Below are 21250 nucleotides of genomic sequence, written 5' to 3'. Positions count from 1 at the left end.
CAGACATGGCGTCATACTAGGCATCAGCCTGAGCACCCAGCCGCCCAGCGATCCGGGCGGCTGTTTTTTTGGGATTCATTCCAATGCAACGCATTCTTCAACCCGGCGATATCGAGTCGCTGGACCACACCAGTTTTCCGCGCGTGCTGCTGCCGCAGTTGCCGGCGCTGTTCGTCGAGCGGGCGGCGCGGCTGCGGCAGCTGGCCGAGGGCAATCCGATTGCCGACTACCTGCGGTTTGTGGCGCAGATCGTGGACGCGCAGGCCAAGGCGGCCGGGCAGCTGACGCTGGCCGAGCCCGATGCGGCGCTGATCGCGCGGGCGCAGGAGCATTCCATGCCGCTGCTGCCTGCCGCCGACCATATCGATGCCGCCTGGCATGGCGTGCTGGACCGCATGCTCGATGCCCTGTCGGGCGCCGACGGCCTGCCTGCGCCGCTGCAGCCGCTGCTGCAGGAGTTGCGCGCGCTGGACACGGCCGGGCGTGACGAGATCGCGCAGCGGCTGCTGCAAAAGGAAGTGGCGGCCCGCCACGTGGGCATGGCGCCCTTTGTGATGGCTGCGCTGCAGGTGGTGTTTGCCACGCGCGCCAGCGGCCTGAACGCACGCGACGTGCCCTATACCGATCCCGCCTCGATCTGTCCCGTCTGCGCCAGCGAGCCCGTGGCCAGCGTGTTGCGCATTGGCGGCAAGGCCGCAGGCCATCGCTACCTGCACTGCGGCACCTGCTGCACGGAGTGGCACATGGTGCGCGTCAAGTGCTCCCACTGCGAGTCGACCAAGGGCGTCGAGTACCAGGGCATCGATGGCGCCGGCGATACCGTGCTGGCCGAGACCTGCGAGGAATGCGGCAGCTACCGCAAGGTGGTCAACCAGGAAAAGGACCCGATGGCCGAGCCCCTGGCCGACGACCTGGCCTCGCTGATGCTGGACCTGCTGATGGGCGAGGAGACGCGCTTTCAGCGCGCCAGCGCCAATCCCCTGCTCTACGTGGCCTTTGCCGAGGAGCAGGACGAGGCCGGCGACGCGCTGATCGACCCAGCCACGCCTGCTGCCTGACTCTTTCGCACACCATGACCGATACCGCCGCCACCTCTGCCGCTTCCTCCACCCCGTCCGCGCTGCGCCTGCCTGCCGTGGACAAGGTGCTGCTGAGCGCCGACATGCTCGCGCTGCGCGAGCGCCACGGCCTCGATGCCTGCACCCAGGCTGTGCGCGAGACACTGGCACAGATGCGGGCCGATGCGCAGGAGCGGCTGCGGTCCGGCGAGCCCGATGCAGGCGCGCCCGGCATCACTGAGGTAATCCAGGCGGCCGGCCTTCGCCTGGCGCGGCGCTTTGCACCCCGTCTGCGCACGGTCTTCAACCTCACGGGCACGGTGCTGCACACCAACCTGGGCCGCGCCCTGCTGCCGCAGGAGGCCGTGGACGCCGTGGTGGCCGCCATGACGGCGCCGGCCAACCTGGAGTACGACCTGGAGGACGGCGGCCGTGGCGACCGCGACGACCTGATCGAATCCCTGGTCTGCGAACTCACGGGCGCCGAGGCCTGCACCGTGGTCAACAACAACGCCGCCGCCGTGCTGCTGACCCTGGCCACGCTGGCGGCCGGGCGCGAGGTCATCGTCTCGCGCGGCGAGCTGGTGGAGATCGGCGGGGCCTTCCGCATCCCCGACGTGATGACGCGCGCGGGCGCCACCCTGGTCGAGGTGGGCACCACCAACCGTACCCATGCGCGCGACTACGAAGGCGCTGTCGGCGAACACACCGGCCTGCTCATGAAGGTGCATTGCAGCAACTACGCCATCACCGGCTTCACCAAGGCCGTGAGCGACGCCGAGGTGGCATCCATTGCCCACGCGCACGGCCTGCAGATGGTGGTGGACCTGGGCAGCGGCACCCTGGTCGACCTGCGCGAATGGGGCCTGCCCTACGAGGTCACGGTGCGCGAGACCATCGAGTCGGGCGCCGACATCGTCACCTTCAGTGGCGACAAGCTGCTGGGCGGTCCGCAGGCCGGCCTGATCGTGGGCCGCAAGGACCTGATCGCCCGCATCAAGAAACACCCGCTCAAGCGTGCGCTGCGCGTGAGCAAGCTCACCCTGGCCGCGCTGGAGCCCACGCTGCGCCTGTACCTGCACCCCGAAAAGCTGGCCGAGCGCCTGACCACGCTGCGCCTGTTCACGCGCCCCCAGGCCGACATGCAGGCCCGCGCGCAGGCGCTGCAGCCGCTGGTGCAGCAGGCGCTGGGCAGCCGCTATGTGGTGGAAACCGCCGAGATGAACAGCCAGATCGGCAGCGGCGCCCTGCCCGTGGAGAACCTGCCCAGCTGGGGCCTGCGCCTGCATCCGGCCGACGGTCGCCAGGCCGGCCGCCAGCTCACCCGGCTTGAAGCGGGCCTGCGCGGCCTGCCCCGCCCCGTCATCGGCCGGCTGCATGACGACGCGCTGTGGCTGGACCTGCGCTGCCTGGAGGCAGCCGACGAGCCGGCCTTCACCGAACAGCTGCCGCTGCTGCACATCGCCTGAGGACGAACGCATGATCATCGGCACCGCCGGCCACATCGACCACGGCAAGACCACCCTGGTGCGCGCGCTCACGGGCGTGGACACCGACCGCCTCAAGGAAGAGAGGGCGCGCGGCATCTCCATCGAGCTGGGCTATGCCTACACGCCGCTGCCCAATGGCGAGGTACTGGGCATCATCGACGTGCCCGGCCACGAAAAATTCGTGCACACCATGGCCGCAGGCGCCGTGGGCATAGACCACGCCCTGCTGGTGGTGGCGGCCGACGACAGCGTCATGCCGCAGACGCGCGAGCACCTGGACATCCTGCAGCTGCTGGGCGTGCGCGAAGCCACCGTGGCCCTGACCAAGGCCGACCGCGCCACGCCCGAGCGCCTGCAGCAGGTGCGTGCCGAGATCGAGTCCCTGCTGGCGCCCACGGCGCTGGCCGGCGCCCCGGTCTTTCCCACCGCCGCCGCCCAGCCCGGTGACGCGGGCGTGGCGCAGCTGCGCGAGCACCTCATGGCGCGTGCCCAGTCCATTCCCGCGCGGGCCAGCGATGGACTGTTCCGCCTGGCCGTGGACCGCAGCTTCACGCTGCCCGGCCAGGGCACCGTGGTCACGGGCACCGTGTTCGGCGGGCAGGTGAAAGTCGGCGACACGCTGGTGCACTCGGCCTCGGGCACCGAGGTGCGCGTGCGCAGCCTGCATGCCCAGAACCAGGCCAGCGAACAGGGCCTGGCCGGACAGCGCTGCGCGCTCAACCTGTCGGGCATTGCCAAGGAAGCCATCACGCGCGGCGACTGGATCGCCGACGCACGGCTGCTGCAGGCCAGCGACCGGATCGACGTGCGCCTGCAACTGCTGGCCGATGCGCCATCACTGGCCCAATGGACGCCTGTGCATGTGCACATCGGTACGGCGCGCTGCACGGCCCACGTGGCCCTGCTGCAGGACCAGCCGCTGGGTCCCGGCGAGCAGGCCATCGTCCAACTGGTGCTGGACATGCCCGTACATGCCCAACCCGGCGACCGGCTCATCGTGCGCAATGCCCAGGCCAGCCGCACGATTGCGGGCGGCAGCGTCATCGACCCCTTTGCTCCCGCACGCAAGCGCCGCAGCCCCGAGCGCACGGCCTATCTGCAGGCGCTGGAATCGCTGATTGCCACCGGGGACGCCAGCGCGCTGGTGCAAGGCGCGGCGCACGGCATTGCCACGTCGCAGCTCATGCGCCTGACGGGCCGCGCATCCGTGGCCACGGACAACGTCGGGCACCGGCTGCACCGACTTCCACTGGCCGAGGGCGACACGCTGTTGCTGGGTGACGCACGCTGGACGCAGCTGCGCGGCCAGGTGCTGGACAGCATGGCGCGCTTTCACGAAAAAAACCCCGACGAGCCCGGTGTGAACGCGGCACGCCTGCGCCGCATGGCACTGTCCGGCCTGGTCCATGCAGGACATGACGCGCTGTGGAAAGGCCTGCTGCAAACGCTGCTGCAGGATGGCAGCCTGGCCGCCAGCGGCGCCTGGCTGCACCTGCCCGGCCACAGCGTGCAACTGTCGGACAGCGAAACACAGATCGCCCAGAAACTGCTGCCGGCCATCGAAGCCGGCCGCTACGACCCGCCCTGGGTGCGCGACCTGGCACGCGACAACGCCATCGGCGAGGAAACCGTGCGCCAGCTGCTGCGCAAGCTCGCGCGCCAGGGACTGCTGTTTCAGGTGACCAAGGACCTGTTCTACTCCGCCGCCCGCACGGACGAACTCGCCGCCCTGGTGCGCGAACTGGCCGCCGCCACCCCCAACGGCGAAATCCAGGCCCACGCCTTTCGCGATGCCACAGGCCTGGGCCGCAAGCGCGCCATCCAGATCCTCGAATTCTTCGACCGCATCGGCTACACCCGCCGCCTGCGCGACGCCCACCTGCTGCGCCCCGATGTGCAGTGGACCACTGGCGCCACAGCAAGAATTTGAGGCAAGGGGCCGCTACAATGGCCAGCTTTGCTTCGCCACGGCGCCAGCAACCGGCGCGGCCCAGGGCGAGAGACACCGAGCAAGGGCCGCCCCGCAGCAAGGGTGTCGTCCCCCTCCCCCGCGAAGCGGGTAGAGAGGCGCCGTGCAACGGGGGGAAGCGGCGTAAGCCGCTCAGGGGGAGCTTCAATCCAGAAGGAAAGCATACGCACCCGGTGGTGCGCCCGGGCTTCAAACCCGGTCAGGGGCGTCAGCCGCTCCTGGGTAGGTTCGACTCCTGCTGCTTTCCGCCAATCCCCCGACTCTGATTCCAGCCAGGTTACGGCTATTGCAAGGGCACGACGATGGCCACGCGGCGGTTCTCCGCCGCATCGCTGGGCACCACGGGCATGGCGCGGCCCAGGCCCTTGACCTCGATATCCTGGCGCGCCAGGCCGGCTTCGGCCAGCACATCGGCCACGGCCTCTGCGCGGCGCAGCGACAGGCGCATGTTGTAGGCATCGCTGCCGCGATCGTCCGTATGGCCTTCCACGCGCAGCCGCTCTATGCCCACGCCCTTGAGCGCCCGCCCCAGTTCCAGCACCTTGGTGCGCGCCTGGGCGCCGACTTCGGCCGAGTCAAAGCCGAACAGCAGCTTGCCCGACATCTGCAGCTCCCAGCCCTGCTCCGCCTGTGCAAAGCCCTGGCTGCGCAGCACTTGCTGCTGCTGCTCGGTCAGGCCCTGCGGCGTAGGCGGCGCCTCGGGCGCCGCCTTGCAGCCCGCCAGCGCAAGGGCCAGCACAGCGGCCGCACCTGCGCCGCACATCCGGGTCCAGCTCCGTCGTTTCAACATGTCATCCTCCTGTGACTCGTTCGGCCTGGCGCATGGCCTTGGCCTGGTACATGGCCTGGTCGGCATGGCGCATCAGCGTCTCCATGCTCTGGCCATGCTTGGGAAAAAGGGCCACGCCCGCACTGACCGAAGGCTGCAGCACCACGCCTTCGCTGACCACCAAAGGCTCATGCATGGCGGCCTCTATCTTGTCCCGCACCATCTGCGCATCGCCGCCTCCGCCCACGGGATAGAGCAGGATGGCGAACTCATCGCCACCCAGCCGCGCGACCAGATCGCTCTCGCGCACCTGCGAGCGCAGTCTTGCGCCTACGGCCTTGAGCAGCACATCGCCCACAGCATGGCCGTACGCGTCGTTGACCTGCTTGAAGCGGTCGTTGTCCAGAAACAGCACGGCCAGCTTCTGCCCGGTTTCGGCCGCATTGTCCAGCGCCTGCTGCAGGCGCTGCTCGAAATGCAGGCGGTTGGCCAGCCCCGTGAGGCTGTCTCGCGAAGCTTGGCGCTCCAGGGCCGAGTTTTGCTGCTGCAGCCGCTCGTGGCGTGTCTGCAGCTCGGCCAGCAGGGCATTGAAGTTGTCTCCCAACTCGCGCAGTTCGGCAATGCGCGCCAGCGGCACGCGCTGGTCCATGGAGCGGTCATGGCGCACGGCGTGCGCCACGCGCGCCAACTGCTGCAGCGGTTCGGCAATGTCGCGCAGCATGCGGCGCGATTGGCGCAGCCCCACATAGCCGCTCACGCCCACGCACAGCACCAGCACGATGAAGCCTGCGCCCAGAAAGCGGACCAGGCCCACGCCATCGCTGGACAGCTGCACGCTCCCGACCAGGCGGCCATCCTGGCGCACATCGGCCTCGGCGCGCGGCAGGCCTATGCCTATGGCCAGCAGTTCACCCACGCTGGACAGCGCCGAGCCGCCATGGCCCGACCACTGCACGAACGGGCGCTGCTCGGCATCGAAAACCTCGGCATGGGCCACGCCTTCGCCGCGCAGCAATTGGTCCAGCACGCGGGCAGCCTCGTCACGGTCACCGAAGACCAGCGATGCCTCGACCGTATAGGCCAGCGAACGTGCCACCAGATGCAGGTTGTTGGACAGGTAAAGACGCAGGGTGGCCACGCCGACGATGAGCAGCAGCGCGCCCGCAAGCGCAATGGCCACCGCCGCCATGCGCATGTGCGCGCGGCGGATCACGTTGCGCAGGGAGGCGCTGCCGGACAGGAACAACTTCATGGCAACGTCCTGTGGCGCGCAAGCTGCAGCACCTTGGGATTGACGCGCAGGCCGCTGCGTGCCACGGAGTCGAGGCTGACCTCGAAGCCCGCGCCCTCGCCACGGCGGCGCAGGCAGAACATGGCGCCGATGCGGCACAGCTCGCCCCGCTCGCTGATGGTCAGCAGCGGCCGTCCGGCCAGTTGCTCCATGAGCTTGCGCCAGGCCGCTTCATCGAGCTGGCCGGCATAGATGCCTTCGCATTCGGCCAGGATGCGCGCATCGGAAAGCACGACGCGCCGGACTTCCAGCCGCTGGCTGCCCACTGTCTGCGGGGCACCATTGAGCAGGTTATCGGCATATTCGGTGGAGCCCACCACGCACAGCCGCAGCACCGCGCTTTCCGTGGGCCAGCGCGTGTAGCCCAGGATGCCTAAGACCGTGCGTGTCACGCCCAGCTCATGCTCGTCGGCCGATGGTTCGGCATGCGCCTGCCCCACCAGCCCCACCCAACCCGTTTGCAGCGCCAGCAGGCACACGGCCACCCAGGCCCAGGCTGGCGGCAGGCCCTTGATCCTGCCACCCATGCACCACCTGCGGGATGGGAGAAGTGAGCGCTGCGAGCGCTGTGAGCGATTTATGCGAACAGCCAACCAAGGCTCCTTGAACGGGAAATCCATGCATTGCACCACGACGGCGCATCGAAGCATTTTTTCACATATCGCCCGCCTCGGAGCACCCGGAGTGTCGCGCTGGGTCATCATCCTTTCTTAGTCGCTGCGGCACATCAAGGTGCCGCGGCAGGCAGGCGGTAGTGATAGGCGTAGAGCGGATGAAAGCCCAGGCTTTCATACAGCCCGCGTGCCACCCGGTTGGGAGCCCGCACCTGCAGCTCGGCCCATTGCGCCCCCTGCGTCCGTCCCCAGTGCAGCAGGCCGCACACCAGCGCACGGCCCAGCCCCCGCCCGCGCATTGCAGGTGCGATGACGATGTCATACAGGCCCACGCAGCCGCGCTCCAGCACGGCCAGGCCGAACCCGGCCACCTCGCCCCCGACGCGCAGCGTGGCAAAGGCGGCGGGCCAGGCAATGGACTGCAGCATGTGGTGATGCGCCTGCCTGTGCCGGGGCGGCACGGCGCCGGCCTCGGCAAAGCCTTGCAGCCAGGCCGCACCGGGCCGGGCATCCATGGCGAGGGTCCAGCCTTTTTCGTCCGCCGGCTGCGCCATGTCCGCCAAGGCTGCGCGCATCACGAGCGAAGGATCGGCCAGCAGGTAGCCGGCCTGCGCCAGCTGGGCATCGGCCTCGGGGCTGGCCAGGGGCGAGAGGCGGAAGACGGGCGGCAGGCCCTGGCGTTGGTAGAAGGCTTCGATCTGCGCCAGCAAGGCGCCAAGGCGGGCGCCGGGCTGATGGGCATTGGCGGAGTTGGCCCGCTTGGTATGGCCCTGCGCGGCGCGCAGCAGCCAGTCCCCGCAGAGCACGGTGCGCTGGGCCGGCCAGGCGTTGAAGCCGCGCTGCTCCACGCCGACCACCGTCTCGGGATCGCAGTCCACGGATGCGCGGTCATGAGCGAAAGACTTGGACATGCCCGCTTGTACCATGGCCGCCCGCCGTGCCCGCCCATAATATGGCGCGCCGCCGCGCTGGCGGCAGGCACTCTTTCCCACTACTGCGATCGCCGCCGATCGCCGGATTGCTCCATGACCACAGACACCTCCCAAGCCCCCCGACTCACCTCGCTGTCCCATGGCGGCGGCTGCGGCTGCAAGATCGCGCCGGGCCTGCTGGCGGAGCTGATCGGCAAGAGCGCGCTGCCCAAGCAGTTCTTCCCGGACCTGCTGGTGGGCACGGAGACCGCTGACGACGCCGCCGTCTACCGCATCAACGACGAGCAGGCCATCGTGGCGACCACGGATTTCTTCATGCCCATCGTGGACGATCCGTATGACTTCGGCCGCATCGCCGCAACGAATGCGCTGTCCGACATCTACGCCATGGGCGGCCAGCCGCTGATGGCCCTGGCCATCGTGGGCATGCCCATCAATGTGCTGCCGCACGACACCATTGCCAAGATCCTGGAAGGCGGCGAGTCGGTCTGCCGCGATGCCGGCATTCCACTGGCCGGCGGCCACTCCATCGACTCGGTCGAGCCCATCTACGGCCTAGTGGGCATCGGCATCGTCAACCCGCGCCAGATGAAACGCAACGCCGACGCCAAGGCCGGCGATGTGCTGATCCTGGGCAAGCCGCTGGGCGTGGGCATTCTGTCGGCCGCACTCAAGAAGAACCTGTTGGACGAGGCCGGCTACCGCGCCATGGTGGAAGCAACCACCCTGCTCAACCGCCCCGGCACGGCGCTGGGCAAGATGGACGGCGTGCACGCGCTGACCGATGTGACGGGCTTCGGCCTGCTGGGCCACGGCCTGGAAATGGCACGCGGCGCGGGCCTGACGGCACGCATCGACAGCCGCAGCCTGCCCGTGCTGCCCACGGTGCAGGGCTTTGCCGAGCAGGGCGTCATTACGGGCGCCTCGGGCCGCAACTGGGCCTCGTATGGCACACAGGTGGTGCTGGGCGCCGGCATCACCGATGCCCAGCGCGCGCTGCTGACCGATCCGCAGACCTCGGGCGGCCTGCTCGTATCGTGCACGCCCGATGTGGCGGACCAGGTGCTTGCGCTGTTTGCCGAACAGGGCTTTGGCGATGCAGCCATCGTCGGCCGCATGGAAGCGGGCCAGGCCCGCGTCGTGGTGGACTGAGCCAGGCAACCAGTCAAGCGAAACGGGGGCCTGGGCCCCCGTTTGCATTGCATGCCGGATGCAGCCCCTTCAGGCGGGCACTGCATCACGCCGGACAGCGGATGTCACTCGCTCACGGTCTGCGTCTTGTAGGCCGGGCTGGCCTGGATGGCGCTGTCGGTGAACGGCAGCTTGAGCCACTGGCGCGCACCGTAGGCCTTGGTGTAGTCCGCATAGTGGGCCGAGGCAGGATCGTCGGACAGCGAGAAGGTCAGGAAGGTATGGGCCTCCACTCCGGCCGCCGGGAAGCTCACCACCTGCATGTAGCTGTTGCCGTGCGGCTGCCCGTCCATGCTGTAGCCGCCCTGCTCTATCTTGTTTTCCGAGCAGGTGATGGTGAAGTAGCCCACCTCGCCGCATCCGCCATACAGCGCCGTCTTCTCTCCGCCACGCTGCGAGAACAGCACGGTGCCACGCGCCGCATCCATGGCAAAGCCGCTGGCCTGCACGGCCTTCACTGCTTCGGCGAACGCCTTTTGCAGCGCCGCCTTGGCCGTGGGCTTGATGCCGCGCGGCGTGTTGACGGGGTCGGCCGCATCGAAGGGCACGGCATACAGGTCGGCCGATTTGATCTGGCTGGCCACGCGCTTCCAGAACTCGTCCCAGACATGGGAGCCCCTGGATGCCGCCGTGCCCGTGCCGTCCCAGGCCTGCAGCGCCGTGCAGGCAGCCGATACGTCCACCGTTTCACCCGCCGAGGACACGGGGCCTGGACAGACCTGGGCCAATGCCTCGTCCTTGAAACGCGCGCTGTACACACGGCTGTCCAGCACCATCTGGCGAACGATGTCGCTGGTGGCCAGCTTGCCCGGATAGCCGTCCGTGCCCGCCAGCCGCTGCAGCGCCATGGTGTGGCCCAGGCGCGTGCGCAGGCTCTGGGCAGAAGAGGTGGAGCCGAAGATGGCCGGATAGCCGGTCAGCGGTGCCGAGGCATTGGACAGCCAGTAGCTGTCGTTCATGTTGCCCACGTAGTCGCCACGCAGCAGGCTGGGCATGCGTGCCGGGCCGATGGCGCCGGCCTGCACCGAATCCGCATCCGAGCCCCAGTCGCACTGGCTGCTGCCGCCGGCCAGCACCGGCACCTGGGGCAGCGCCGCGTTGATGGCCGCCGAGGCCGGCGTGGCGCAGGCCTGCAACTGCGCGGGCGGCACGTTGGGCACGGCGCCTATGTCGGCATACCAGACCTGGGCGTTGCCGCGTCCCGCAGCGACGGTGTTGACCCAGGGAATGGCCGACTCCTCCTTCTGGATGCGGATGAACTCGTCCAGCGACTTGGCCTGGTTCCAGCGCAGCCAGTTGCGGAAGGTGCGGTAGTTGTAGGCGTTGATGTCGCGGATGGCGAACACGCTCTGCGTGGTCCAGCCCAGCGCCGGGTCCATGGCGCCCAGGTTGACCACGGGGCCGTGCACGGTCTTGTACAGCGTGCGCGTGACCTGGTCCTGCCCGCCGGAGGCATTGCGCACGCTCACGGTGATCTTGCTGGCCTGCATGGCCTCGGTCTTGCCGTCGCGCACATAGCGGGTCGGATCATTGGGGGCCAGCTGGTACATGAACAGGCCGAAGCGCCGCGCCGTGGACACGGTGTGGCTCCAGGCCACGTCGTTGTTGAAGCCGATCAGCACCATCGGGATACCCAGGAAGCTGGCGCCACTGACGTCGATCTCGCCCGGAATCGTGAGCTGCGATTGGTAGAAGCGGTCCGGCCCCTTCCAGTACCAGTGCGGATTGCCGAACAGCACGCTGCTGCCGCCCGTGGCCTGCTGGCCGAAGCCGTACATGTTGCTGCCTATGCCCGTGGTGCCGCCCACCTGCAATGATGGCGCCACCACCTGGCCCGGCTTGAGCGCGGCCAGCTGCGTCGCGGCCGACCGGCCCTTCGCCGGCTTGGCCGAGGCCGTTGCCGCCGCAGCCGCTGCAGGTGGCACGGCATTGGCGATCTGGGCCACGAAATTGCTGTAGCCGCCGGCAAGATTGGCCGTATACATGCGCCGCCAGATGTCCTGGGCCGTGATGGCCTGCACCCAAGGCTGGCCCGCGCAGGCCGCATTGGTCTTGGCCCCGGCCGGGGTCTCGCGCACCACGCGGTTGTAGCCTGCCACGAAGCCATCGACCAGTTGCTTGAGCTTGTCGGGCTGGGCCTGGATCATGGCGGCCACGGCGTCATCGGAGACGACATGGCGGAAGAAGAAGTCCGAATCGATGTTGCGCGGCCGGTCGATGGTGCTGTCATAGACGGCCTGGGCATCGCCGCCGAAGTGGCGCGAACGCTCCCCGCGGTAGGTCAGGAAGGAGTCGGCCATGGTGCACAGGTTGTCCTGCGCCTGGGCATAGCCCGCACCATAGCCCAGGCCCGTCCAGTCCTTGGCCTTGATGTGCGGAATGCCCATCTCCGTGCGGCGGATCTCCGCGCTGTACTTGCTGCCGGAGCCGTCTCCCGAACCGCCGCAGGCCGCCAAGGCGGCCAGGGCTATCAATGACAAGGGTTTCCATCCACTGCGAAGCGCTGGGTGCATGCTTTGTCTCCTGGTGTTATGCGTACACAAAGGCCCCGGTCTGCCACGGGGCCCGCATCAGCATAGGAGCGAGGCAATGCACTGCCTACCCGGCAGTTTCACTAGGAAATGTCTGATGCCCGACAGTCGATGCGGACAGCCACCCGGCTCTCCATCGGCCGGCACGGGCAGAAGACTCAGGCGGCAGATTCAGCCAGCTGGCTCAGCGCCGCCGTCATGCGCCGGTCGATCTTGCGGCTGAGCACCACCGAGGTATAGGTCTGCTGTATGCCGTCGATCAGGCCTATGCGGTCCAGCAGCGCGTCGAGCTTTTCGTTGCTCTCGCAGCGCACGAACACCATGTAGTCGTACTGGCCGCTGACGGCGGAGACCTCCTCGACCTCGGTGAAACGGTTGAGTGCCTGCATTACTGAAGTGGCCGTCTTGGGCTGCACGCGAATGCCGCAGTACGCGCGCACCGCAGACTGCTCCACGCGCGCACCCAGGCGAACGCCGTATCCGGCGATCACGCCTTCCTGCTCCAGCCGGGCAATGCGGGCCACCACCGTCGTGCGCGCCAGATTCATCTGCCGGGCCAGATGCGCGGTGGAAGCCCGCGCATTGGTCTGCAGCAGGCGCAGCAGTTGGCGGTCGGTTTCATCAAGACGGTATTCCATGCAGCTCCCTGGACGTCAACGGCAAGAGCCTATGGCGGCGGCTCGGACGTGTTCAACATTTCGGCAGATATATCCACCAATCCGGCAATTCTATGCGCTGCAAATCGTCGCTTTCATCAACAAGATCCTCGTTTCATCCGAAACCGCCGCATCTGGAGTGCATCCCCATCCCGCATCGCCCAGCAGCGACGGCACATGGCACCACCAGGCAAGAGTAATGGCTATCAGAAACAAAAGTAACTAATTACAAATCCCCCGACACACCCCGATGCTCCGCCGCTGCATGTCACCCGGCTGGGACCTCGCATAAATACTTAGCATGCATCCCATCCTTCCTTTGGCGACGCTGCCCCGCGGGCAGGGCTGCCTGCCTGCGGCCGTACTGGCCGGGCTCGACGGAACACGGCAAGCCGCTTGGGAAGGCGCAGCACGCATGATGGATCAGTACTTGCAAATACATGCATTTCCGCTAGATTGGCCCCGCAGGCGTAAATTTTGTGAACTCAAGTTACCCCGCATCCGTCGGCTTCCGACGCATGGCCTGCCCGCAGTTACGCGGCTTGCCGCAGCACGCCAAAGGAGGGTTTTCCGATTTCCCGCTGCCCGCCGGACCGCTCGTTCCCCATGACAAGGGCATGCCCGGCATGCCCGACGAACGCGCGCAGTGTCCGGTGCCTCCATTCAGTCTCCACAGGGGAGACATATGTCATATCGCGCCGTATCTGGAGATCCGTGGATTTCACAAGCTGCAACGCCCTGGCGGGACAGCTTTGTGCTGGGCGGGGTGCTGTTTCTGTGCTCGGCCGTGGCGCTGGGCCTGCGTTCTCCGGGGCATCTGTCATCTCTGTGGCTGTCCAACGCCCTGCTCCTGGGCTGGATGCTGCGCAGCCCCGCCTACAGCCATAGACACTGCTGGACGGCGGCCGCCGTGGCCATGGCGTTGGCCGAATGGTTGTCGGGCAGCCCGCTTGACCAGACCCTGTGGCTGACTTTCGCCGATCTGGCAGCCGTGGCCTGCGGCTGGGTGATGATGCGGCGCCTGCCGCTGCGGGTGCGGCAGATGCGCTCCCCCTCATCGGTGCTGCACCTGGTGATGTGCAGCCTGCTTGTGAGCGTGGTCGGCGCCGTGCTGGGCTCGGTGGGCATGCACCAGCTGATGCATTGGCCCTGGCAGCCCATGATGGCCATGTGGTTCAGCAGCGAGCTGATGCACATGACCCTGTTGCTGCCCGTTCTGTTGAGCTTTCCCGCAAGCCTGGAGCCGCTGTCCTGGCGTGGCCAGCCGTTCAGGCAGATCGTGCAGGCCCTGCTGCCGCTGTTGGCCCTGGTGATCTCCGAGGCCATTGCCATCTACCTGGGCGGGCCGGGCGCGCTGTCCCTGAGCATGCCGGCCATGCTGCTGTGTGCCATGCGCTACCGGCTGTTCGTGGTCGCCCTGCTCAACCTCGCCAGCTGTGCCATCAAGCTGGCCACATTTTCAGATGTACTGCTCACCTCGCCCAGCTCCGAACTGGAGACCACGTTCTCGTTCCGCCTGGGCCTGGCCATGCTGTCCATAGGCCCGCTGGCCGTGGCCTGCACGCTCATGGCCTTCAAGGACATGCTCAGCAAACTGCGCCATGCAGTGAACCACGATGCGCTGACCGGCCTGCTGGCACGCACCAGCTTTCTGGAGCGCGCTCAGCGCACGCTGGAACGCCTGCAGCGCGAGCACCAGTCGGGCGCCATGCTGATGCTGGACCTGGACCACTTCAAGCACACCAACGACCGCCACGGCCATGCCGCTGGCGACCGGGTGCTGCAGGAAGTCTCGGCCCGCCTGTCACAGGCGCTGCGCCCGCATGAACTCATAGGCCGCCTGGGCGGCGAGGAATTTGCCGTGCTGCTGCCTGGCGCCGACTGCGCCACGGCCAGCGCCGTGGCCCAGCGGCTGTGCGAAGCCACGCGCGAAATCCGCATCGAGACAAGCGATGGCGCAACCATCTGCCCCACGCTGAGCATTGGCATCGCCTGCACGAACATGGCCCAGCCTCCGCTGGGTTTGAGCGCCTTGCTGCGCACGGCCGACACGGCGCTGTACCAGGCCAAGGCCAGCGGCCGGGACCGGTATTTCGTGGCGGGCGAGCGGCCGGACGAGGCCGGTACACCGGCCTTTGCCTGCGAGCATTCCGGGGGCGCCAAGGCGGCCTGACACCAGGCGCCGCCTCGGCGTTTTGCCCGCGCTCAGCGCAGGCGGCGGGCGCCGTTTCCTTCGTCGAGCTTGAAGCCCGCCACGGCCTGGGCCAGCTGCACGGCCTGTTGCTGCAGCGATTGCGCAGCCGCCGTGACCTCTTCCACCAGGGCGGCGTTCTGCTGCGTGACCTGGTCCATCTGTCCAATGGCGCTACCCACCTCGGCAATGCCACGGCTTTGCTCCTGGCTGGCGTTGCTGATCTCGGCCACCAGCGTGCTGAGCTTGCGCACGCCGTCCACGGCCTGGTCGATGGTGGTGCCCGCATTGCGCACCAGCCGGCTGCCCGTGTCGATCTGGCCCACGGAATCGTCGATCAGCGCCTTGATCTCCCGCGCCGCCGTGGCGCTGCGCTGGGCCAGCGTGCGCACCTCGCTGGCGACCACCGCAAAGCCACGGCCCTGCTCGCCGGCACGGGCCGCTTCGACGGCAGCATTGAGCGCGAGGATATTGGTCTGGAAGGCGATGGAGTCGATCACGCCGATGATGCTTTCGATCTTGCGTGCCGACGCCTCGATGCCACCCATGGTCTGCACCACCTGGCCCACGGCCTCACCGCCCTGCGTGGCGATCTGCGAGGCGCTGGTGGCCAGCTCGCTGGCTTGGCGAGCATTGGCCGCGTTTTGCTGCACGGTTGCCGTGATCTGCTCCATGGCGGCTGCCGTCTGCTCCAGCGAGCTGGCCTGCTGCTCGGTACGTGACGACAGGTCCTGGTTGCCGCCCGCGATCTCGGCCGACGCCATGCGCACCGATTCCGACGATTCGCGAATGCGCAGCAGCACCGTGGCGATCTTGTCCACGAACTGATTGAAGGACTGGCCGATCTGCGCCAGTTCGTCCCGGCCTGCCGCCGTGAGGCGGCGGGTCAGATCGCCCTCGCCGGAAGCAATGTCCTGCAAGGCATCGCGCGCCACGGCCAGGCGCATGAGCATCCGGCGCAGCACCACGGTCAACAGCACGGCCGTTCCCAGCACGGAAAGCGCGGTGATGAAGGCGGCCACCTGCAGCAGCGCGCTTACGGAATGCGTGGCCTGTGCGCGGTCGATCACCACGGCCAGCGTCCAGGGCGTGCCCTCCACCTTGGCGGCGTAGACCATCTGCGGCTCTCCATCGAGCACCAGGTCGGCACGTCCGCCCTGCTCGGCCAGACGCTTGATCAGGGCCGCATCGAGCTCCGGTGCAATCGCCGAAGCGGGCTTGAGCGCCAGCTCGGGCCTGGCGTAGGCCAGCAGACGGCCTTCGCCGTCCATCAGAAAGGCGAAGCTCTTTTCCTGGGGGCGTATGGCCGCCACTTTCCTGGACATGGCCGCCAGCCGCACATCGGTGCCGACGACGGCCGTGATCGCGCCCGAGGCCCCGACCGGATCGACAAAGCTGATCGTCAGCTCACCCGTGCTGGCGTCCACGTAGGCTGGCGTGACGCCCGGACGGCCTTCCCGCACGGCCTGCTTGAACCAGTCGCGCTGGGTGCCGTCGTAGTTCTCCGGCATGGAATGGGTGAACACGGCACGCTTGTCCGCATGCACGAAGTAGGCGTCATCGAAGCCGCCGGCCTGCTGGCCTGCCAGCAGGAAAGGAATCGGGTCCGGCTGTTGCACCGCCGTTTTCAGCGAGCCGGTGATGCGCTGCTTGTCCTGGACCCAGTCGGTCAATGCGGCTGCATGGGCCTGCGTGAGCTGGCCGATGTTTTCGTCGATGCCGGACAGCGTGCTGCCGCGCGCCGTCCAGAAGGTGGCCATGGACAGCGCGAACAGCGCGGCCACTGTGATTGCCACGCAGATGAGGATCAGGCGGGCACGAAGTGTTTGAAACATGATGCGTAGTAAAGGCAAAAACGAGGGCTGTGGATGCCCACCGAGCCTATCCGAGACACACCGGCCGCCAGAGCTCAAAGAGTGCGTACTTGCCCTTGCAATTGCACGCTTCCTGGCTGCAGGTGATCCGCTGCCCCCCTTCGAGCAAGCAGCGCTTTGCTCGCAACGCCACCGGGGCCTGAGTCGTCAGGTTTTTGCAAGTTATCGTCACATCCTGGACGGATGCATGCTATAGTGTCAATTTGTAACACAGACATTTCCCGCCCTGCAGGCGGGATCTTTTTGTCGCAAACGCCAGGGCCTTGCACCAGGGTCCTGCCGTTTGCGCCGCGCACCCTGTGTTTTTCCCTCCCTCATATTTTTGGGGTGCACCATGCGGCCTTTTCTTGCCCTTCCTGGACTGCCATGGATCCATGAAGGCCCCTGACCAGGATCGGCAGGGAGCAGGATACAAAATGTTTCATCTTGATGCAAAGATGCCGATAAGCAGGCAGACCTGTCATTCAAGGGGAGAGAAACATGAAGCGATGCATCATCAAAGTGGCCGGCGCCTGCTACACGGCCCTGTTTCCCAGCACCTGCGCAGCGGTGGCAGATGCGATGACCCGGTTTCCATACGCCACAAAAATCAGCGTCAGACTCGCCTAGACTCAGGCAACATGGGAACCTGTTCTCAAACAGGCTCTCTGACAATACGCCTGTCGTCATCCGGGTGTTGCGCGGCAGTGTAGGCTCACTTTGCCAAAAGCTCTCCCGGATTCCTTTATATTGGCAGATCAACATTCATTGATATACATGACCACAGACTACAAGACACTGCTGCAGCAGAAAGCCCAGCTCGAAGCCCAGATCGCCGAAGTGCTCAAGACCGAAAAGTCCGGGGCCATTGCCCAGGTGCGCACCATCATCGACCAATACGGATTGACCGAGGCCGATGTCTTTCCCTCGTCCAAAGCCAAGACTGGCGCTGGTTTTCGCGTGGTCGGCGTTCCCAAGTACCGCGATCCGGCCACCGGTGCGACCTGGACCGGCCGCGGCAAGCAGCCCCGCTGGATTGAAGGCAAGGACCGCACTCCCTTCGCCATATGAGGTCCGGCGCAGCCCGCCCCCTGGCAGCCACTAAGCTGCGACAGAGCCCGCCAAGTGCGGGCTTTTTGTTGCCAGAAGCAAGGGGTTAACCCTATTGCCCAGAAGTTACAAATTCTTCAATGTAGTGCTGATGTGTGAGCCGAGAGGTGCCTGCATGTTTCGGTACCCAAGCAATCACAACAAGGGAAACAGCAGGTATCACACAGGGAACTGTCCTACACCTGCACTCTCCAAAATCATGATGCCCACGTCATTGCAGCACCCGCAAGCCATGGGCATCCCGTCACGCAACGGCAAGGCCCCAACGGCCACTGGAGCAATCCGCCACCACCACGAACCATTTTCCAGCCGAGCCAGGGAGACTATCTCCTCCCTCCCCTCTCACTGACTTACCCTGGCAGGCCCGCAAGGGCCACGGCTTTTCTCTGCAACAGGACCGCCCCCGGCGGTCCTTTTTTTCTGCACGCGCTATCGCAGGGCTGGCACAGCGTTGCCAACCTTGAACACGGCCACCATACCCGACAGGCGCTGCGCCTGGTCGCTCAGTGCGGCCGCTGCCGCTGCGGACTCCTCCACCAGGGCCGCGTTTTGCTGCGTCATCTGGTCCAGATGGCTGACGGCCTGGTTGACCTGGCCAATACCGTCGCGCTGCTCGGTGGAAGACGCCGTGATCTCGCCAATCATGTCCGAGACCTTGCGCACGCTGCCCACGATGTCATCCATCACCTGGCCGGCCTGGGCGACCTGGGCAGAGCCTTCCTGCGCGGCATCGACCGAGGTGCTGATCAGCCCCTTGATCTCCTTGGCAGCCTCTGCGCTGCGATGGGCCAGGGCCCGCACTTCGCCAGCCACGACAGCGAAGCCACGGCCCTGCTCACCCGCGCGGGCCGCTTCCACGGCGGCATTGAGCGCGAGGATGTTGGTCTGGAAAGCAATGGAGTCGATCACGCCGATGATGTCGGAGATGCGGCGTGCGCTGTCGCTGATGCGGTCCATGCTGGCCACCACATGGCCCACCACGGCGCCCCCGCGCTCGGCCGCCTGGGCGGCGCTGCCGGCCAGGTGATTGGCCTGGCGCGCGGTGTCGGCGGCCTGGCCCACGGTCGCGGTCAGTTGCTCCATGCTGGCGGCCGTTTCCTCCAGGTTCGACGCCGTCTGCTCGGTGCGCGAAGACAGGTTGTGATTCCCGGCGGCAATCTCGGTGGATGCAGTGGAGATCGAGTGCACGCTGTCACGCACCTCCGTCACCAGGCCACGCAGCCGTGCCGCCATGCCCGAGACCGAGCGCAGCAGATGACCGAATTCGTCCTTGCGGCTGTCCTCGGCCGACACGGTAAGGTCGCCCTGCGCAATGGCATCGGTCAGTTGCACGGCTCGCTCCAGCGGACGCGTGATGGCACGCGTCAGCACGAAGGCCAGCGCCAGTCCGGCCAGGAGCACCACGCCCTGGACAATCCAGGCCAGCACACTGGCCTGTTGGCGCGCGGCCTGGGCCTGCTCCATGGCCGCATCGCGCTGGCTGCGCTGCAGCTGCACAAAGACTTCCAGCGAGTCCACATAGCGGCCGATGGCACCCAGGTACTGTTGCTGGACGAACTCGCGGAACGCCGCGGCATCGCCCGTCAACTTGATCTCGCGGGCCCGCTTGTTCAGCGCCAGCACCTCGGCACGGATGCTGGCGATGCGCTCCAGCGCAGCCTTGTCGGCCTCGCTGGCACCCTTGACGATCTCGGCCTGCAGCTTGGTGATCAGGCCAGAGCCCTCCTTGACCCGGCCGTCGAGCAGGCGCGTCAATTCCTCATCGGTGGAGGCATTGCTGGCCAGCACCCGCTCGCCCGTGGTTTCCGTTGCGCCCTTCCATTGAATGGCCAGACCGATGCGGTTCTCATATTCGGACAGCGTCTGCATGCCCTGGTCCATGGCGCGGGCCGCCGCAAACTGTGCCCACAGCGATACCGCAAGCATCATCGCCAACAAGCCGCCCAGCGTGCCCCAAAGCTTGGCGGACACGCTCCATTGATCAAATTTCATTCGTAGAACTCTCGTCGGAAAAACTGAACAGAGGAAAGGTGAAACAACAGGCCACGCGCACTAGCGCCGGCCGTCTTCCGGTGAAAAGCCCCGCCATATCGACATGGCCCATCAATCCGGAAAAGATGACTTGCTTTTTCGTCAGAAATACCGGGAACTTGAGGCTGCGCGCGGGCAGACCCGATATCACCCGCTGTGCACAACGCGGAACAGTGCATATGCAGTGGCAAGCGCCGGTGACATCGGATGCAAAATGCAATGACGCTTGCGGCTGCCGCGCCATTGAATGCCTGGGCTTGGAAGCTGCCAGCCGCCGTCTTTCGCACCTGCAAGTGCATAACACGCTGTGGATGTGTCACTCGATACCGATCGCCTCTATGTACTGATTGCGCCGCTGAGCATTTTGCTGCTCAGTTGCACGCTGGCCGTGTGCTGGCTGGTGCAGCGTCGCCAGCGCTATCTGCTGTGGATTGCCGGCGGCTATGCCCTGGTTTCCCTGGCGCTTGCATGGCAGAGCATTGCCCCCCGCGAACAACTCCACCATTGGGCCGTGTACACAGGCGCCATGTACCTGTTTGGCACCTGGTGCTTTGCGCGCTGCATGGCGGGGCGTTACGGGGTCTCGGCACATCCCGTGCTGGGTTTGCTCATAGGTGCGGTGGTTCTGGCCGCGCTGTACTACTACAGCCGGATCCAGGTCGATCTGTGGGTGCGCGTGCATTGGCTCAACACAGGCCTGGGCCTGCTGCAGTTGCTGCCGGCGCCCGCCATGCTGCGGCGCCGGCCACCGCAGGATTGGCTGGAGAGAATGCTCTACTGGTCCTACGTGGTGTTTGCCGGCTACACCGCCGCCCGGCCGCTGCTGGTGCTGGCCCTGGGCAGCACCGACCTCAATGAGATTGCTCGCTCCACCTACTGGCTGGTGACTCTGGTCAGCACGCTGTCGTTTGCTCTGCTGTTCACCCTGATGCTGCTGGCCTGCACGGTGCGCGATGTCTTCACCGCGCTGCGCCAGGAGCGCAACCACGACTCGCTGACCAACCTGCTCAACCGTCGCGCCTTCCAGGAGGCCGCCGAGCTGCGCCTGGCCGATTCGCACATGGCGCCGGTTTCCGTGCTGATCGGCGACATAGACCACTTCAAGCGCATCAACGACAGCTGGGGCCATGACTGTGGCGACCGCGTTCTGCAGGCCGTGGCCAGGACCTTGCAGCAGCATGTGCGCAGCGACGATCTGGTCTCACGCTTTGGCGGCGAGGAATTCGTGCTGCTGCTGATGCGCACCACGCCCGAGGAGGCCGAGCGCGTGGCCGAGCGCATACGCGCTCAGCTCAGCGCGGACGGCTATGTGCTGGCAGCCGGCCAGCGGATCACCATCAGCTTCGGCATCGCCCCCGTGGCCGCCAACACCGCCCTGACCGATGCGCTGACGCGCGCCGACGCCCTGCTCTACTCCGCCAAGCAGGCAGGCCGTGACCGTGTGCACGTGGCCGCGGACCCCGGCCGCAAGCTGCCCCAGACCGCCTGATAAAGGAAGCAAGGAACGCCTTGCTCGGGCTTGCGCCCGTCAAAACTCGCTGAAAAGAAAAGCCCGCCAGGGAGT

15 protein-coding genes and 1 tRNA gene are annotated in these 21250 nt (G+C 66.7%); 8 read left to right on the top strand and 8 right to left on the bottom strand.

Annotated elements, in window-relative coordinates; translation table 11 throughout:
• The first annotated feature begins 83 nt into the window (after window positions 1-83).
• From fdhE to AC5I49_RS03110, 4 genes are all read left to right on the top strand, one after another.
• Entirely contained in the window at window positions 84-1058 is a 975-nt protein-coding gene (gene fdhE / locus AC5I49_RS03125; protein ID WP_017407791.1) for a formate dehydrogenase accessory protein FdhE, read from the top strand.
• 14 nt (window positions 1059-1072) lie between these two features.
• Complete coding sequence (gene selA / locus AC5I49_RS03120) at window positions 1073-2527, top strand: L-seryl-tRNA(Sec) selenium transferase (protein WP_047218169.1); 1455 nt, start codon at window positions 1073-1075, stop codon at window positions 2525-2527.
• A 10-nt stretch (window positions 2528-2537) separates the two neighbouring features.
• Complete coding sequence (gene selB / locus AC5I49_RS03115) at window positions 2538-4478, top strand: selenocysteine-specific translation elongation factor (RefSeq protein ID WP_495788822.1); 1941 nt, start codon at window positions 2538-2540, stop codon at window positions 4476-4478.
• Between the two features lie 194 nt (window positions 4479-4672).
• Window positions 4673-4768, top strand: a tRNA-Sec gene (locus AC5I49_RS03110).
• Window positions 4769-4800: 32 nt separating this feature from the next.
• Here AC5I49_RS03110 and yfiB read toward each other — a convergent pair.
• The 4 genes from yfiB to AC5I49_RS03090 all read right to left on the bottom strand — a co-directional run bounded on the left by yfiB (window position 4801) and on the right by AC5I49_RS03090 (window position 8117).
• Window positions 4801-5307, bottom strand: a complete 507-nt coding sequence (gene yfiB, locus AC5I49_RS03105; RefSeq protein ID WP_016446849.1) for an outer membrane lipoprotein YfiB — start codon at window positions 5305-5307, stop codon at window positions 4801-4803.
• A 1-nt stretch (window position 5308) separates the two neighbouring features.
• Complete coding sequence (gene dgcN, locus AC5I49_RS03100) at window positions 5309-6538, bottom strand: diguanylate cyclase DgcN/YfiN (RefSeq protein WP_016446848.1); 1230 nt, start codon at window positions 6536-6538, stop codon at window positions 5309-5311.
• Window positions 6535-7104 carry a regulatory sequestration protein YfiR gene (gene yfiR / locus AC5I49_RS03095; protein WP_495788821.1) on the bottom strand — a complete coding sequence of 190 codons (570 nt, stop codon included), beginning with the start codon at window positions 7102-7104 and terminating at the stop codon, window positions 6535-6537. Before yfiR ends, dgcN begins: the two co-directional genes overlap by 4 nt.
• Before the next feature lie 200 nt (window positions 7105-7304).
• Window positions 7305-8117, bottom strand: coding sequence for a GNAT family N-acetyltransferase (locus tag AC5I49_RS03090; RefSeq protein WP_047218171.1), 813 nt, complete (start codon window positions 8115-8117; stop codon window positions 7305-7307).
• Between the two features lie 99 nt (window positions 8118-8216).
• On the opposite strand from AC5I49_RS03090, the gene selD reads away from it, so the two are divergent.
• Window positions 8217-9275, top strand: a complete 1059-nt coding sequence (gene selD, locus AC5I49_RS03085) for a selenide, water dikinase SelD (RefSeq protein WP_495788820.1) — start codon at window positions 8217-8219, stop codon at window positions 9273-9275.
• 104 nt (window positions 9276-9379) lie between these two features.
• Here selD and AC5I49_RS03080 read toward each other — a convergent pair whose 3' ends face one another.
• Together AC5I49_RS03080 and AC5I49_RS03075 are read right to left on the bottom strand one after the other, a co-directional pair.
• Window positions 9380-11827, bottom strand: coding sequence for a penicillin acylase family protein (locus AC5I49_RS03080; RefSeq protein ID WP_495788819.1), 2448 nt, complete (start codon window positions 11825-11827; stop codon window positions 9380-9382).
• Between the two features lie 176 nt (window positions 11828-12003).
• On the bottom strand, window positions 12004-12483 hold the full coding sequence (locus AC5I49_RS03075) for an Lrp/AsnC family transcriptional regulator (RefSeq protein ID WP_016446843.1): 480 nt from the start codon (window positions 12481-12483) through the stop codon (window positions 12004-12006).
• Window positions 12484-13186: 703 nt separating this feature from the next.
• Here AC5I49_RS03075 and AC5I49_RS03070 point away from each other — a divergent pair.
• On the top strand, window positions 13187-14674 hold the full coding sequence (locus tag AC5I49_RS03070; RefSeq protein WP_133072355.1) for a GGDEF domain-containing protein: 1488 nt from the start codon (window positions 13187-13189) through the stop codon (window positions 14672-14674).
• Between the two features lie 32 nt (window positions 14675-14706).
• Here AC5I49_RS03070 and AC5I49_RS03065 read toward each other — a convergent pair whose 3' ends face one another.
• On the bottom strand, window positions 14707-16527 hold the full coding sequence (locus AC5I49_RS03065) for a methyl-accepting chemotaxis protein (RefSeq protein ID WP_047218174.1): 1821 nt from the start codon (window positions 16525-16527) through the stop codon (window positions 14707-14709).
• Between the two features lie 795 nt (window positions 16528-17322).
• On the opposite strand from AC5I49_RS03065, the gene AC5I49_RS03060 reads away from it, so the two are divergent.
• Entirely contained in the window at window positions 17323-17616 is a 294-nt protein-coding gene (locus AC5I49_RS03060; protein ID WP_016446839.1) for an H-NS histone family protein, read from the top strand.
• A gap of 468 nt (window positions 17617-18084) precedes the next feature.
• Here AC5I49_RS03060 and AC5I49_RS03055 read toward each other — a convergent pair whose 3' ends face one another.
• Window positions 18085-19647 (bottom strand): methyl-accepting chemotaxis protein, encoded by a 1563-nt coding sequence (locus AC5I49_RS03055; protein WP_016446838.1) that lies wholly within the window; start codon window positions 19645-19647, stop codon window positions 18085-18087.
• Window positions 19648-19999: 352 nt separating this feature from the next.
• Here AC5I49_RS03055 and AC5I49_RS03050 point away from each other — a divergent pair, with 352 nt between their 5' ends.
• On the top strand, window positions 20000-21175 hold the full coding sequence (locus AC5I49_RS03050) for a GGDEF domain-containing protein (RefSeq protein WP_239009385.1): 1176 nt from the start codon (window positions 20000-20002) through the stop codon (window positions 21173-21175).
• Window positions 21176-21250: the final 75 nt, after the last annotated feature.

Source organism: Delftia sp., assembly GCF_059499305.1.
This window is presented reverse-complemented; position numbering and strand designations above follow the sequence as displayed.

What these genes read in the sequence shown, in the direction of transcription:
- fdhE (WP_017407791.1), top strand. Translation starts at nt 84, where the DNA reads ATGCAACGCATTCTTCAACCCGGCGATATCGAGTCGCTGGACCACACC.
- selA (WP_047218169.1), top strand. Translation starts at nt 1,073, where the DNA reads ATGACCGATACCGCCGCCACCTCTGCCGCTTCCTCCACCCCGTCCGCG.
- selB (WP_495788822.1), top strand. Translation starts at nt 2,538, where the DNA reads ATGATCATCGGCACCGCCGGCCACATCGACCACGGCAAGACCACCCTG.
- yfiB (WP_016446849.1), bottom strand. Translation starts at nt 5,307, where the DNA reads ATGTTGAAACGACGGAGCTGGACCCGGATGTGCGGCGCAGGTGCGGCC.
- dgcN (WP_016446848.1), bottom strand. Translation starts at nt 6,538, where the DNA reads ATGAAGTTGTTCCTGTCCGGCAGCGCCTCCCTGCGCAACGTGATCCGC.
- yfiR (WP_495788821.1), bottom strand. Translation starts at nt 7,104, where the DNA reads ATGGGTGGCAGGATCAAGGGCCTGCCGCCAGCCTGGGCCTGGGTGGCC.
- AC5I49_RS03090 (WP_047218171.1), bottom strand. Translation starts at nt 8,117, where the DNA reads ATGGTACAAGCGGGCATGTCCAAGTCTTTCGCTCATGACCGCGCATCC.
- selD (WP_495788820.1), top strand. Translation starts at nt 8,217, where the DNA reads ATGACCACAGACACCTCCCAAGCCCCCCGACTCACCTCGCTGTCCCAT.
- AC5I49_RS03080 (WP_495788819.1), bottom strand. Translation starts at nt 11,827, where the DNA reads ATGCACCCAGCGCTTCGCAGTGGATGGAAACCCTTGTCATTGATAGCC.
- AC5I49_RS03075 (WP_016446843.1), bottom strand. Translation starts at nt 12,483, where the DNA reads ATGGAATACCGTCTTGATGAAACCGACCGCCAACTGCTGCGCCTGCTG.
- AC5I49_RS03070 (WP_133072355.1), top strand. Translation starts at nt 13,187, where the DNA reads ATGTCATATCGCGCCGTATCTGGAGATCCGTGGATTTCACAAGCTGCA.
- AC5I49_RS03065 (WP_047218174.1), bottom strand. Translation starts at nt 16,527, where the DNA reads ATGTTTCAAACACTTCGTGCCCGCCTGATCCTCATCTGCGTGGCAATC.
- AC5I49_RS03060 (WP_016446839.1), top strand. Translation starts at nt 17,323, where the DNA reads ATGACCACAGACTACAAGACACTGCTGCAGCAGAAAGCCCAGCTCGAA.
- AC5I49_RS03055 (WP_016446838.1), bottom strand. Translation starts at nt 19,647, where the DNA reads ATGAAATTTGATCAATGGAGCGTGTCCGCCAAGCTTTGGGGCACGCTG.